The 12,723-nt window shown below is 52.8% G+C and carries 11 protein-coding genes; 2 read left to right on the plus strand and 9 right to left on the minus strand.

Annotated elements, in window-relative coordinates; all coding sequences use genetic code 11:
* Positions 1 to 10: 10 nt before the first annotated feature.
* The 5 genes from lpt3 to O3681_RS10275 all read right to left on the minus strand — a co-directional run bounded on the left by lpt3 (position 11) and on the right by O3681_RS10275 (position 4,883).
* Positions 11 to 1,588, minus strand: a complete 1,578-nt coding sequence (gene lpt3 / locus O3681_RS10255) for a lipooligosaccharide phosphoethanolamine transferase (protein WP_371459901.1) — start codon at positions 1,586 to 1,588, stop codon at positions 11 to 13.
* A gap of 138 nt (positions 1,589 to 1,726) precedes the next feature.
* A complete protein-coding gene (hrpA, locus tag O3681_RS10260; protein ID WP_107724209.1) occupies positions 1,727 to 3,121 on the minus strand; it encodes an ATP-dependent RNA helicase HrpA in 1,395 nt (464 codons plus the stop codon).
* A gap of 108 nt (positions 3,122 to 3,229) precedes the next feature.
* A complete protein-coding gene (rsfS, locus tag O3681_RS10265) occupies positions 3,230 to 3,616 on the minus strand; it encodes a ribosome silencing factor (protein WP_002246503.1) in 387 nt (128 codons plus the stop codon).
* Between the two features lie 58 nt (positions 3,617 to 3,674).
* Positions 3,675 to 4,280 (minus strand): nicotinate-nucleotide adenylyltransferase, encoded by a 606-nt coding sequence (gene nadD, locus O3681_RS10270; protein ID WP_371459902.1) that lies wholly within the window; start codon positions 4,278 to 4,280, stop codon positions 3,675 to 3,677.
* Positions 4,281 to 4,298: 18 nt separating this feature from the next.
* On the minus strand, positions 4,299 to 4,883 hold the full coding sequence (locus tag O3681_RS10275) for a beta-class carbonic anhydrase (protein WP_371459903.1): 585 nt from the start codon (positions 4,881 to 4,883) through the stop codon (positions 4,299 to 4,301).
* A 120-nt stretch (positions 4,884 to 5,003) separates the two neighbouring features.
* On the opposite strand from O3681_RS10275, the gene O3681_RS10280 reads away from it, so the two are divergent.
* The gene (locus tag O3681_RS10280; RefSeq protein ID WP_371459904.1) at positions 5,004 to 5,894 is read left to right on the plus strand and encodes an NUDIX domain-containing protein; all 891 of its coding nucleotides are present in this window, start codon (positions 5,004 to 5,006) and stop codon (positions 5,892 to 5,894) included.
* 15 nt (positions 5,895 to 5,909) lie between these two features.
* Positions 5,910 to 6,851, plus strand: a complete 942-nt coding sequence (locus O3681_RS10285) for an ABC transporter ATP-binding protein (protein ID WP_371459905.1) — start codon at positions 5,910 to 5,912, stop codon at positions 6,849 to 6,851.
* 107 nt (positions 6,852 to 6,958) lie between these two features.
* Here the strand turns inward: O3681_RS10285 and O3681_RS10290 are convergent, their stop codons facing one another.
* The 4 genes from O3681_RS10290 to O3681_RS10305 all read right to left on the minus strand — a co-directional run bounded on the left by O3681_RS10290 (position 6,959) and on the right by O3681_RS10305 (position 12,676).
* Entirely contained in the window at positions 6,959 to 7,432 is a 474-nt protein-coding gene (locus O3681_RS10290; RefSeq protein WP_371459906.1) for a hypothetical protein, read from the minus strand.
* Positions 7,433 to 7,501: 69 nt separating this feature from the next.
* Positions 7,502 to 10,333 carry a valine--tRNA ligase gene (locus tag O3681_RS10295; RefSeq protein WP_371459907.1) on the minus strand — a complete coding sequence of 944 codons (2,832 nt, stop codon included), beginning with the start codon at positions 10,331 to 10,333 and terminating at the stop codon, positions 7,502 to 7,504.
* A gap of 96 nt (positions 10,334 to 10,429) precedes the next feature.
* Positions 10,430 to 11,239: a zinc transporter ZupT gene (gene zupT / locus O3681_RS10300; protein ID WP_371459908.1), complete on the minus strand. Its 810-nt coding sequence runs from the start codon at positions 11,237 to 11,239 to the stop codon at positions 10,430 to 10,432.
* A 180-nt stretch (positions 11,240 to 11,419) separates the two neighbouring features.
* Entirely contained in the window at positions 11,420 to 12,676 is a 1,257-nt protein-coding gene (locus O3681_RS10305; RefSeq protein ID WP_371459909.1) for a D-amino acid dehydrogenase, read from the minus strand.
* Positions 12,677 to 12,723 lie beyond the last annotated feature (47 nt).

The following is a 12,723-nucleotide window of genomic DNA, read 5'->3' on the forward strand; positions in this document are numbered from 1 at the left end:
TTTATGCCGCTTATTGCGGATAAACATATTCCGCCTTGCCGTCGCGAATGTTCAAGCTGCCTGCATCGCCTGTAATCAGATTGCCCGTTACCGAGCCTTCGCGACAACCTGAAACCGGCATATCGTAGCCCAGCGTGTGAATCAGGAACGTTGAAAGCTGCTGATGGAAGGCAATCTCGCAAGGCGCAAAAGCCTGGTTGACAGCCTGTTGCACGGCCTTATCCGGGCTGTACAACACCAGCGGCACGAGATAGCTGTCGGGCTGCACCGTGCCTTGATTGTAGGTATCTTGGCGCACATACTGACCATGATCAGAGGTATAGGCAAACAGCCAGTTGCCATCAGGCTGCTTTTGCAGCTGCTCGAATACGGTTTGGATCATTTGGTCGGTTTTGTGGATGGTGTTGTCGTACTTATCCACAATATTGGCTTCGCCGAAAACTTTATCTTGAGGCTGCAACAATGCGCCGTATGGGACGTGCGAACCGCGTTGGTGCAACACAATAAAATGCTTTCCCTGCTGCAAATTGATTTTGTCGAACAGCGGCAGCAGCTTCTCATCAGGCATATTGTCGCCGTTGCCGTAGCCAAGCTGCGTCGGCTGAATCAGATGGTCTATCCATTTCTTACCGATTAAGTTCAAAATTGCCATCTCGTTTTCCGCCTGCGCGCTGTAAAAATACGTTTCATAGCCCTGCTCTTTGGCGAGACGGAACATATTGGTATCGCCGCTGCTGATTTGTTCATAGCCGTTGGCATGCGGTATGGCATTGAAAAAGCTGGGCAGGGACACAGCCGTCATCAAAGCGGCGGAATAGCTTTGTTTCACAATCGGCTTAAAGTCAGCTTGCGACAGCTGGGTCAAAAACGGCGAAGTTTCGCGTCCGTAGCCAAACAGTTTCAAATGCGCCGCGCTTTCGCTTTCGCCCATGATGAGAACGATATTTTGAATACTGCCCTGCCCGATTTTGCTTGGCGCAGGCTGTTTGAACACAGGAATCTTGCTTAAATCAAACAACTGATATGGCAATACGCGCCCGACAAAATAGCCAAAGCTGAAATAATTGGCTTTGATGCGGCTGTATGTCGGTTTGGGCGAAATACCGTGTTCCTGTGTTGTACTGAATGAACGTCCAAAAATCAGCAACATCGCCGCAATAAACAAAATATCGGCGGCAAAATGCGTCTTACGGCGGAACTTGGCAAGGCTGCAAAACAACACGACTTCCGCCACGCCCCACAACGCAGGCAGCCACAACTTATCCAACATCGACGCGCCCGCGCTGCCAACTTCGGTAACCTCTTTCAGCATCAGCCAATAATTAATGCCCGTCATCCAGCTTTGATAAACCGCGTAATGCACATTGTTGGCAATAATGCTGAGCGCAAAAAACACCGCAATCAGCAAACGCGTCACCTTATAACGCGCAAACAGATACAGCGCAGCAATCACAAATGTCAGCGCAAACGTTTCTGCCATTTTCGCAGCCGGTAAGGTTTCAATTCCGAATACAAAACGATAGGCGATTTCGCTAGCAGTAAGTAGAGACGAATACAGAACAAGCGTGAGGAAAGATTTTTTCATCATTAATATTTCACAATAAAAAATTTACCGATTGGGTTTTAAAACCCAATATTCCCTTTTCAATAGTTTTTAGTTTCTCAATGATTTAGGCCGTCTGAAAATGAAACATGGCCTGCCATTTGATTAAGAAAGATTTTATTTTCAGACGGCCTCCACCGCACCCAATTCCAGCAATACCTGAAAACCGTCATTGATATACCGTGAATCGGGCATTTCTAAAAATGGGAATGCTGCTACGTCGCCTAAGTTCAGCGATGCCATGCGCAGGATGACGGCGGCGAGGTTGCTGCGGACGATTTCGGGATCGGTAAATTCAGGGCGGCTGTTGAAATCTTCTTCTGAAAACAATCGGATACATACGCCTGCAGAGACGCGGCCGCAGCGGCCGGAGCGTTGGCGGGCGGCGGCTTGAGAGATTTTTTCTACATGAAGCTGCTCCACTTTCGCCCGTGCAGAATAACGTTTAACGCGCGCGAGGCCGGTGTCGATGACGTATTTGATGCCCGGCACGGTGAGCGAGGTTTCGGCGACGTTGGTTGCTAACACGATGCGGCGTTTTGCGCCTGAAGGGTGGAAGATTTTGTGCTGTTCGGCGTGCGACAGGCGTGCGAACAGGGGCAGGATTTCGTCGTTGCGGCGCAGCGTGGATTTGCGCAGGGCTTCTGCCGCTTCGCGGATTTCGCGCTCGCCCGGCAGGAACACCAAAATATCGCCTTCGCCATAGCGTGCCAATTCGTCGGCTGCATCAACAATCGCGTCGGTCAGCTCAACTTCTGCGTCATCTTCGTCTTTGCTGGTCAGCGGTCGGTAGAGGATTTCGACGGGATACGTCCGTCCGCTCACTTCTAAAACGGGGGCGCCGTTGAAGTGTTGGGAGAAGCGTTCTGCGTCTATGGTTGCCGAGGTGATGATGACTTTCAAGTCGGGGCGGCGCGGCAGCAGCTGTTTCAGGTAGCCCAAGAGGAAGTCAATGTTCAGGCTGCGTTCGTGCGCTTCGTCAATGATAATCGTGTCGTAGGCGGCGAGATAACGGTCGGTCTGGGTTTCCGCCAGCAGGATGCCGTCGGTCATCAGTTTGATGCAGGCATCGCGCGAGGTGTGGTCGGTAAAGCGCACCTTATAGCCCACCGCGTTGCCGATTTCCGATTTCAACTCTTCGGCAATCCGCTCTGCCACGGAACGCGCAGCCAAACGGCGTGGCTGGGTATGCCCGATCAATCCTGCCGCCCCGCGCCCGAGTTCCAAACAAATCTTGGGCAACTGCGTGGTTTTGCCCGAACCGGTTTCGCCGCAAATAATCGTTACCTGATTCTCGGCAATGGCTTTTTTGATTTCGTCGAGTTTTTCGTGAACGGGCAGCGTGTTGTCGAATTCGGGCTTGGGCAGTTTGGACAGGCGTTGCAGATAGAGATCGTGCGATTTTTTGTATTTTTCCTCAACCTTGGCCAAGCCGCCGTATTTTTTGGGGTTTTTAAAGGCAGATTGCAGGAAATGGCGGTCTTTGGAGAGGGTTTGGGCGAAATCGGGTTGCGGCATGATGGTGCAATAAATTAAATAATGTGAAAAGAATGGAATTATAGCAAAAGGCCGTCTGAAACTTGCTTGCTTTCAAGTTTCAGACGGCCTTTGTATGGATAAACCGTTTTAGTCGGCGGCGTGCCAAGGTTTTTGCATACCGGCGTGGAAACTCGGTTTTTCTCCGCCCCACAAGGTGTCGATGTCGTAAAAGTCGCGCACTGCAGGGAGCATGACATGGACAACGAGGTCGCCTGCGTCGACGAGCGTCCATTCGCCGCTGTCGCCTTCGGTGCTGAGGATTTCGAAACCGGCTTCTTTCAAATCGACGGCAACGTTGTTCGCCAGTGCTTTAACTTGGCGTGTGCTGTCGCCGCTGGCAATAATCATGCGGGCAAACAGGGAGGTTTTGTCTTGGGTTTCCAAAACAGAGATGTCTTTGGCTTTAATGTCTTCGAGGGCGTTTACGGCCACTTCGACCATTTTTTGCAGGTCTTGCAATTCTTGTTCGTTCATTGTTTTCCTAGTTGAAATGTTTTCAGACGGCATTATAGCTTATCTGCCTGAATAAACGCTATTTTTCATAGAGTTTGTGTTGGCGGATGTATTGGGCAACGGGTTGCGGCAGGCCGTCTGAATGGTGCGTTTTGGCGAGATCGGCGCGGATTTGGGTGGAACTGGTATTGTGCAGCGGCGCGTTGAGGATGCGGACACTGCCGTTTTGCAGGGCTTCGCCGAGCCATGCGTGCAATTCGCGCGGGGTTTTGTTGAGGTTGTCGCCTTGGCGCATGGCGATGGCGATATGGGTCTGGCGCACGAGGGTTTGCCATTTTTTCCATGTGTGCAACTGCATCAGGCTGTCGCTGCCCATCAGCCACCACAGTTGCGCGCTGGGAAATTGCTGGCGGAAGATTTGGACAGTGTCAAACGTATAAGTCGCGCCGTCGCGGACGATGTCGCAATCGCTGGCGGCGAATTTCGGCTCGTCGGCGATGGCGAGTTCGACCATATTGAGGCGCTCTTGTGCCGGCGTGCGCGTGCTGTCTTTGTGGTACGGGTCGCCTGCCGGCAGGAAGACGACAAGGTCCAAACCGATTTCGTCGGCGAAGGCGCGGGCGATGTGGAGGTGGCCGTTGTGGATGGGGTCAAACGTGCCGCCGAATAATCCGATGTTTTTCATTTCGTGGTGGTGTCTGCGTTAGATGTTTTGGCCGTCTGAAGCAGGCAGGCTGCCGTCAACAATCAGGTTGAGCTTGCCTGTGGTCGGGTGGATGACCAGGCCGTGGATGGCGATGTTGTCGGGCATCAGCGGATGTTTGCGAATCAGCTCGACGGTATGGCGCACGCTGTCTTCGACATCGTCAAAACCGGTCAGCCAGCCGCCCAAATCGATACCGGCATTGCGCAGGGTTTCGATGCGGTCGTCGGGGATATTGCTGTCGTGTACGCGTTGGAGGAACTCTTCGGCGTGCAATCCGCGCATACCGCAGTCGTGGTGGGCAATGACCATGATTTCTTTGACTTTGAGTTCAAATACGGCTACCAACAAACTGCGCATCACCGAACCCCAAGGATGGGTCACCAGCGCGCCGGCGTTTTTGATGAGCTTGGCATCGCCGTTTTTCAAACCCAAGGCATTGGGCAATAATTCGATAATGCGCGCGTCCATACAGGAGAGGATGGCCAGCTCGCGGCCGGGGTATTTGTTGGTAAAGTATTTTTCGTATTCGCCCGTTTCGACGAAATGTTGGTTATAGGCGAGGATTTCGCTCAATTCGCTCATGATGTGCTCGTTTCGGATGGTTTACTCTATTATAGCGGTTTTCGAGTAGTGAGGTTGTTTTGCAAATTCGCCGTAAACGGCTAAAATCGACGTATCTTTAGTTCTTTTGGAGGATGCGCCATGTCTCAGTCTTTCCGTTTTGAACAGGTATTCGCGTCTGATGTCCACGACGCATTGTGGGATTGGGCACAGACAAGCTATGGCGCATCCGACGATTGGTGCATTCTGTATCTCAACGGCCTGCCTTTAGGCCGTCTGAACCCGTTATGGCGCGAACGCCTCGGGCAAGATTGGACAGGCAGGCAGTCGACCCTTTCAGACGGCCTGAATCTGGAAACCGACGGCTGGGCTCAGATGGGCGACAGTTTGCAAATGCTGGCGCAACAATGGCGCGAATGCGGTTGGCTTAAAGGTTGGCGCGGTGAAAAGTTCGACATCTGCGACCAGTCAGGCAAGCCTTTATGCGCACTCGAACGCGCCGCCTTCCGTCCGTTCGGCCTAATGAGTCAGGCAGTACATTTGAACGGATTGGTCGAAACAGAAAACAGTCTGCGCTTTTGGATAGGCCGCCGCAGTCCGCACAAAGCCGTCGATCCAAACAAACTCGACAATCTGACTGGCGGCGGCATCAGCAGCGGCGAGAGGCCGTCTGAAGCCGTCTGCCGCGAAGGCGAAGAAGAAGCCGGCATTCCCGCTTCTCTGACACCCCATATCCGACCGACTGCCCAAATATATAGTTTGCGCCCCGTTAACCGCGGTGTCCACAACGAAATCCTGTATATCTTCGACATCATCCTGCCCGAAGGCTTCCGTCCCGCCAACCAAGACGGCGAAGTTGCCGGTTTTGAACTGATGGACATCCCCACCCTGCTCGATGCCATGTTGTGCGGACACATGATGCACGATGCCCAGCTGGTCACGATCGAAGCCTGCCGTCGATACGGCCTGATCGACCCCAAACATCCGCTGTCCGCATGGCTCGACAGCATCCGTTGCCGACCCCATTTTTAAAGGCCGTCTGAAACCATGTTGCAACTCAAAAACATCAACAAACGCTTCGGCAGCAAAACCGTTGCCCAAGACATCAACCTAAACATCGAAGCAGGAGAAATCCTCGCCGTACTCGGCCGCTCCGGCTGCGGCAAATCCACCCTGCTCAAAACCATCGTCGGCCTAGTGCGTCCCGACAGCGGCGAAGTCTGGCTCAACGGCGACAACATCACCGACATGCCGTCTGAAAAGCGCAATATCTCGCTGATGTTTCAAGACTACGCCCTTTTGCCGCATTTATCCGCCCTCGACAACGTCGGCTTCGGCCTCAAAATGCGCCGCCTGCCCAAAGCCGAAATCGAAGAACAATCCATGCAGGCCTTGCGCGACATCGGTTTGGAACACGAAGCGCAACGCAAACCCGAAAGCCTCTCCGGCGGCGAACAGCAACGCCTCGCCCTCGCACGCGCCCTCATCACGCGCCCGTCACTGTTGCTCTTGGACGAAGCCTTCTCCAGCCTCGACACCCACCTGCGCCACCACCTGCGCACCCTGACCGCCGAACGCATCCGCAGTCAAAACATCCCCGCCATCCTCGTGACCCACTCCGCCGAGGAAGCCTGCACCATGGCCGACACCATCGCCATCATGCACGAAGGCCGCATCCTCCAACACGGCACGCCGGAAACCCTTATCCGCCGCCCCGTCAACGCCCAAGCCGCCCTGCTGCTCGGTTTGGCCAACACCGACGACACACGCTACATCCCCCAGCACGCCATCCGATTCGACCCGAACGGCACGTCCGTCCGCATCAGCGAAGCCGTCCCCCTCGCCGAAGGCACACGCCTCACCATCGCCCATCCGCAATACGGCGATTTGATTTGGTATCCCCACGCTAACCACGACACGGACAAACCGCAAACCGGACAGGAAATCCGCATCAGCGTGGATGAAGGTCAAATTGTTTGGTTTGATTGAATTTGATGGATTAAGAAAAAGAAAAAAGCCGTCTGAAATTTAAGTTTCAGACGGCCTTTGTTATCTAGCCATCAATCAGACAAACCTATCTGACCTATGGTCGCTTTTTACTTCACTTTCGTACATATCTTACGGAATCCATCTTCTCCAGACACCAATTTGCCTGTTCTATCTAATTGTTGAACATCCTCTATAGTAGCTTTACCCATCATGCTATTCAACATGCTGTGTATCATGTTCTCCACTGATCTAGCACCCTCTGACTTCTCTAACCATGCCTTTGTTTCAGGGCTGTGATGTCGTGACAAGTCACTAAACTCGATTTGACTCTTAGTTAACGTATTATTCTCAAAACGCCATTTTCCTGTACTGATTAAATGATATGTCAATACATTGTTACTATCATCATCGATATCAACATTAACTGTAACATCTCCGTTGAAACTACCATCCGGAATATATTTTATTCGCATATCACCTTGATGGATGCCATCTGAACTGGTGCAATGCCATGTACCGACAATCGGAGAAGCTAGGGCGGTTGTTGCGGATAAAAGCACCGGCAAAATAAAGAGTTTCATTTTTTTCCTTTCTTAAAAGAGGCCGTCTGAAAAAACATTTTTCAGACGGCCTTGTCTATTCAATCAAAATCAGTCTTTCAACTTAGCCAACTGAGTTTGAACTTTCGCCATTTTGTCTTCCAATTCCGCCAAATCGGCTTTGTCTTTTTCCACCAAATGCGCCGGGGCTTTTTCGGTGTAGCCGGGTTTGGAGAGTTTGGCGTTGAGTTTGTCCAAGGCTTTTTGCAGCTTCTCGGCCTCTTTGCTCAAGCGGGCGGTTTCGGCGGCTTTGTCGATTTCGACTTTCAACATCAGGCGCGCGCCGTTGCAGACGGCGACGGGGGCGTCTTCCGCTTCGGGCAGGCTGTCCACCAGCTTGGCTTCGGTCAGTCGGGTCAGCGACGGCAGGTATTTGAGCAGGCCTTCGAGTTCTGCGCTGCCTTCGACAAAGAGCGGCGCTTTGACGTTTGGCGCGATACCCATTTCGCCGCGCAGTTTGCGCACTTCTTCCACCAAGTCTTTCAATGCGGCCATTTTATCGAAGGCCGTCTGAACGATTTGTTCTTTATCGGCTTGCGGATAGGCGGCCAACATGATGCTGTCGGCGGTTTTGGCATTCGCCAGAGGCGCAACAACCTGCCACAGCTCTTCGGTAATGAACGGCATGATCGGGTGCAGCAGGCGCAGGATGGTTTCGAGTACGCGCACGAGGGTGCGGCGTGTGGTGCGCTGGGTTGTCGGGCAGCCGGTTTGGATTTGCACTTTTGCCAGCTCGATGTACCAGTCGCAATATTCGTTCCACACAAATTCGTACAGCGTTTGCGCGGCAAGGTCGAAGCGGTAGGTTTCAAAGGCTTCGGCAACGGCGGCTTCGGCTTGTTGCAGTTTGCCGATAATCCATTGGTCGGCAAAGGTAAACGCCAACGGCTGCATTTCGTCTTGACCGCAGTCTTTGTCTTCGGTGTTCATCAACACGAAGTTGGTGGCATTCCACAATTTATTGCAGAAGTTGCGGTAGCCTTCGGCGCGTTTGAAGTCGAAGTTCACGCTGCGGCCGAGGCTGGCGTAGCTTGCCATGGTAAAGCGCAATGCGTCCGCGCCCATGCTGGGGATGCCTTCTGGGAAGAGTTTTTTGGTGGCTTCTTCCACTTTCGGCGCGGTTTCGGGTTTGCGCAGGCCGGTGGTACGTTTTACCAGCAGTTTTCCCAAATCGATGCCGTCAATCAAATCGACGGGGTCGATGACGTTGCCTTCGGATTTGGACATTTTTTTGCCTTCGTGGTCGCGCACGATGCCGTGGATGTACACGTCTTTAAACGGTACTTTGCCGGTGAAGTGGGTGGTCATCATAATCATGCGCGCCACCCAGAAGAAGATGATTTCGTAGCCGGTGACCAAGACGTTGGACGGCAGGAAGGCTTTGAGTTCGTCGGTTTCAGACGGCCAGCCCAATGTGGAGAACGGCACGAGCGCGGAGGAGAACCATGTGTCCAATACGTCTTCTTCGCGGGTCAAGCCTGTTTTGCCGGCTTGTTTTTCGGCTTCTTCTTGATTACGGGCGACGTACACATTGCCTTCGTTGTCGTACCACGCGGGGATTTGATGACCCCACCACAGTTGGCGTGAAATACACCAGTCTTGGATGTTGTTCATCCATTGGTTGTAGGTATTGACCCAGTTTTCGGGAATAAAGCGTACCGCGCCGCTATCAACGGCTTTTTTGGCTTTGTCAGCGAGGCTCAAGCCTTTGAATTCGCTGTCAGGCTCGCCGCCGTTTGGTGTGGCGGACATGGCGACAAACCATTGGCTGGTCAGCATCGGCTCAATTACCGAACCGGTACGGTCGCCTTTCGGCGTCATCAGCGTGTGCGGTTTGATTTCGACCAAAAAGCCTTGTTCCTGCAAATCGGCAACCATTTGTTTACGCGCGGCAAAGCGGTCTAAGCCTGCGTATTTTTCAGGCAGGGCAAAGCCTTGTTGCGCTTCGCCTTTAAAGTTGAACACTTCGGCGTTTGCCAGCACTTTGGCTTCTAAATCGAACACATTAATCAGGCGCGTGTCGTGGCGTTTGCCGACTTCGTAGTCGTTGAAGTCGTGCGCAGGCGTGATTTTCACGCAGCCGGTGCCAAAATCTTTTTCAACGTATTCGTCGGCGATAACAGGAATGGTGCGGCCGGTCAGCGGCAGGATTAATTCTTTACCGATTAAGTGGGTATAACGTTCGTCTTCGGGATTGACGGCAACAGCCACGTCGCCCAGCAGCGTTTCAGGACGGGTGGTCGCCACGATAACGGCTTCAGCAGGATTGTCGGCCAGCGGATAGCGGATGTGCCACATGGAACCTTGTTCTTCCACGCTTTCTACTTCCAGATCAGACACTGCCGTACCCAAAACCGGATCCCAGTTCACCAAGCGTTTGCCGCGGTAAATCAAGCCCTGTTCAAACAGGCGCACAAACACTTCGGTCACGGTTTCGGCACGCACGTCGTCCATCGTGAAATATTCGCGCGTCCAGTCGGCAGAGCAGCCCACGCGGCGCATTTGTTGGGTAATCGTGCCGCCGGAAACTTCTTTCCATTCCCACACTTTTTCCAAGAATTTTTCGCGCCCCAAGTCATGACGCGACACGTTTTGCGCGGCAAGTTGACGCTCGACCACGATTTGCGTGGCGATGCCCGCGTGGTCGGTGCCCGGAATCCAGGCGGTGTTGCAGCCTTTCATGCGGTAGTAACGGGTCAGACCGTCCATGATGGTTTGGTTGAAGGCATGGCCCATGTGCAGCGTGCCGGTTACATTGGGCGGCGGCAGTTGGATGGAGAAAGACGGTTTCGTCAAATCCATATCAGGCTGGAAATAGCCCTGCTCTTCCCAGTTTTGATAATGTTTGGATTCGATTTCGGCTGGATTGTATTTGTCTAACATGATGGAACTTTGTGAAATTAAGGTTATTTTTGATGTGCGGATTATAACGCAAAAAGGCCGTCTGAATCATTTCAGACGGCCTTCGGCATACGGGTTTTAAAAATGGAACAATACCAGGCTGATGGCAATCACCGCCATACCCGTTGTCAGGCCGTAAACGGTTTCATGGCCGTCTGAATAGCGTTTGGCGGCCGGCAACAGCTCGTCCAACGCCAAAAAAACCATCACGCCGGCTATCACGCCGAATACCGAACCAAACACGGCAGGCGATAAAAACGGCTGCAAAACCAAATAGCCCAAAGCCGCACCCAACGGCTCGGCCAAGCCGGATAGCAGACACGCCCACACCGTTTTCTTACGGCTGCGGGTGGCAAAATAAACCGGCGCGGCAATGGAAATGCCCTCCGGAATATTATGGATGGCAATCGCCAACGCCAAAGGCATCCCGACCGCCGGATTTTCCAAGGTGGCAAAAAACGTCGCCAAGCCTTCGGGGAAATTGTGCGCCGTAATCGCAAACGCCGCCATCATGCCGACTCGCGCAATATGGCGGCGTTTACTTTCTTGAAACGACGGGTCTTGCGCATCCAAGGTTTCATGCGGGTTCGGCACCAGGCGGTCAATCAGCGCGATGCCGCCCATCCCGGCCAAAAATGCCATGGTCGCCGCCGCAAACGCGTGGTCTTTATCATAAATTTCAGCGAACGCCTCACTGGATTTACTGAAAATCTCCGTCAGGGAAACATACACCATCGCACCGCCGGCAAATGCCAAACCAAACGACAACACGCGCGGATTGGGCGTTTTCGAAAACATCACTAAGCCGCTGCCTAATACGGTAAACAAACCAGCGGCCAGCGTGATGGAAAAGGCAACGGCCAAATTGGACATCGAAAAATCGGGCATGAGAAAACCTGCGCTAAAAGCTGGGACAGGTTCAGACTAACACTTTTTAATGATTATGATAATAGTTATTATTTATTTTATTGATTGGATACCCGGATTTTGAAACAAAAGGCCGTCTGAAAAATGGTTTTCAGACGGCCCTTAAGTTTGAAATGTCGCTAAACCTTATCGCTTTCCAGCTTAAGCCTGATAGCGTGACAGGCTCAAGTCGTCGCTGCGGATTTCGGTGTCTTTGCCGCTCACGATATCGGCAGTTAATTTTGCCGAGCCCAGCGACATGGTCCAGCCCAAAGTACCGTGGCCGGTATTCAGGAACAGGTTTTCAAAGCGGGTGCGCCCGATTAACGGCGTGCTGTCGGGCGTCATCGGTCTGAGGCCGCTCCAGAACAATGCCTGGCTCAAATCGCCGCCTTCTGGGAACAAATCGTTGACGACCAAAGCCAAGGTTTCGCGGCGTTTTTCGGGCAGTTTGATTTCGTAGCCCGACAATTCCGCCATGCCGCCGACGCGGATTCTGTTGTCAAAGCGCGTGATGGCAACTTTGTAACTTTCATCTAAAACGGTGGAAACTGGTGCGCCGTCTGAATTGGTGACCGGCAGGGTCAAGGAATAGCCTTTGACGGGATAAATGGGCAGATCAAGGTCCAACTGCGCCAACACAGTCCTGCTAAAGCAGCCGAGCGCACAGACAACGGCATCTGCTTCAAACCGCCCTGTTTCAGTTTCAACGGCTTTGATGCGCAGTCCGTTGTGGTCGATGCGGCTGATGGTTTGGTTGAAGTGGAACTGTACGCCCTTTTCCTGACACAATTTGTATAGGTTTTCAGTGAAGAGGTGGCAGTCGCCGGTCGCGTCCGCAGGCAGATGCAGGCCGCCGGCAATTTTGGCGGTAACGCGTGCCAGCGCAGGCTCAAATTCTGCGCATTCTTCGGGTTTCAGACGGCGGTACGGCACGCCGTAACGTTCCAAAACGGCAATGTCTTGTTCTGCCGCTTCGACTTCTTTGGTTTGGCGGAAAATCTGCAACGTCCCTTTTTTGCGCCCTTCAAAATTCATGCCGGTTTGCGATTCAAAACGGCGGAACATCTCACGGCTGTATTCGGAAATCCTGACCATGCGCTCTTTATTGATTTGATAGCGCGTTGCCGTGCAGTTTTGCAGCATCTGCCACAGCCATTCGATTTGATACAGGCTGCCGTCAGGGCGAAACAGCAAAGGCGGATGGCTTTTAAACAGCCATTTCAGCGCTTTGGTCGGGATACCGGGTGCAGCCCACGGCGTGGTATAGCCATAGGAAAGCTGGCCTGCATTGGCAAAACTGGTTTCCATCGCCACGCCCTTGGCGCGGTCGATGACCGTTACTTCATGTCCTGCCTCTGCCAGATACCACGCGGAAGATACGCCGGCAACACCAGCACCTAAAACAAGCACTTTCATTTTTCTCCTCCTCTGACTTTTTTCAAAACAAACTTAATATACATCGG

Source organism: Neisseria sp. 27098_8_158 (assembly GCF_041433145.1).
Classification (GTDB): Bacteria; Pseudomonadota; Gammaproteobacteria; order Burkholderiales; family Neisseriaceae; genus Neisseria; species Neisseria subflava_E.

What these genes read in the sequence shown, in the direction of transcription:
- lpt3 (WP_371459901.1), bottom strand. Translation starts at nt 1,588, where the DNA reads ATGATGAAAAAATCTTTCCTCACGCTTGTTCTGTATTCGTCTCTACTT.
- hrpA (WP_107724209.1), bottom strand. Translation starts at nt 3,121, where the DNA reads ATGCCGCAACCCGATTTCGCCCAAACCCTCTCCAAAGACCGCCATTTC.
- rsfS (WP_002246503.1), bottom strand. Translation starts at nt 3,616, where the DNA reads ATGAACGAACAAGAATTGCAAGACCTGCAAAAAATGGTCGAAGTGGCC.
- nadD (WP_371459902.1), bottom strand. Translation starts at nt 4,280, where the DNA reads ATGAAAAACATCGGATTATTCGGCGGCACGTTTGACCCCATCCACAAC.
- O3681_RS10275 (WP_371459903.1), bottom strand. Translation starts at nt 4,883, where the DNA reads ATGAGCGAATTGAGCGAAATCCTCGCCTATAACCAACATTTCGTCGAA.
- O3681_RS10280 (WP_371459904.1), top strand. Translation starts at nt 5,004, where the DNA reads ATGTCTCAGTCTTTCCGTTTTGAACAGGTATTCGCGTCTGATGTCCAC.
- O3681_RS10285 (WP_371459905.1), top strand. Translation starts at nt 5,910, where the DNA reads ATGTTGCAACTCAAAAACATCAACAAACGCTTCGGCAGCAAAACCGTT.
- O3681_RS10290 (WP_371459906.1), bottom strand. Translation starts at nt 7,432, where the DNA reads ATGAAACTCTTTATTTTGCCGGTGCTTTTATCCGCAACAACCGCCCTA.
- O3681_RS10295 (WP_371459907.1), bottom strand. Translation starts at nt 10,333, where the DNA reads ATGTTAGACAAATACAATCCAGCCGAAATCGAATCCAAACATTATCAA.
- zupT (WP_371459908.1), bottom strand. Translation starts at nt 11,239, where the DNA reads ATGCCCGATTTTTCGATGTCCAATTTGGCCGTTGCCTTTTCCATCACG.
- O3681_RS10305 (WP_371459909.1), bottom strand. Translation starts at nt 12,676, where the DNA reads ATGAAAGTGCTTGTTTTAGGTGCTGGTGTTGCCGGCGTATCTTCCGCG.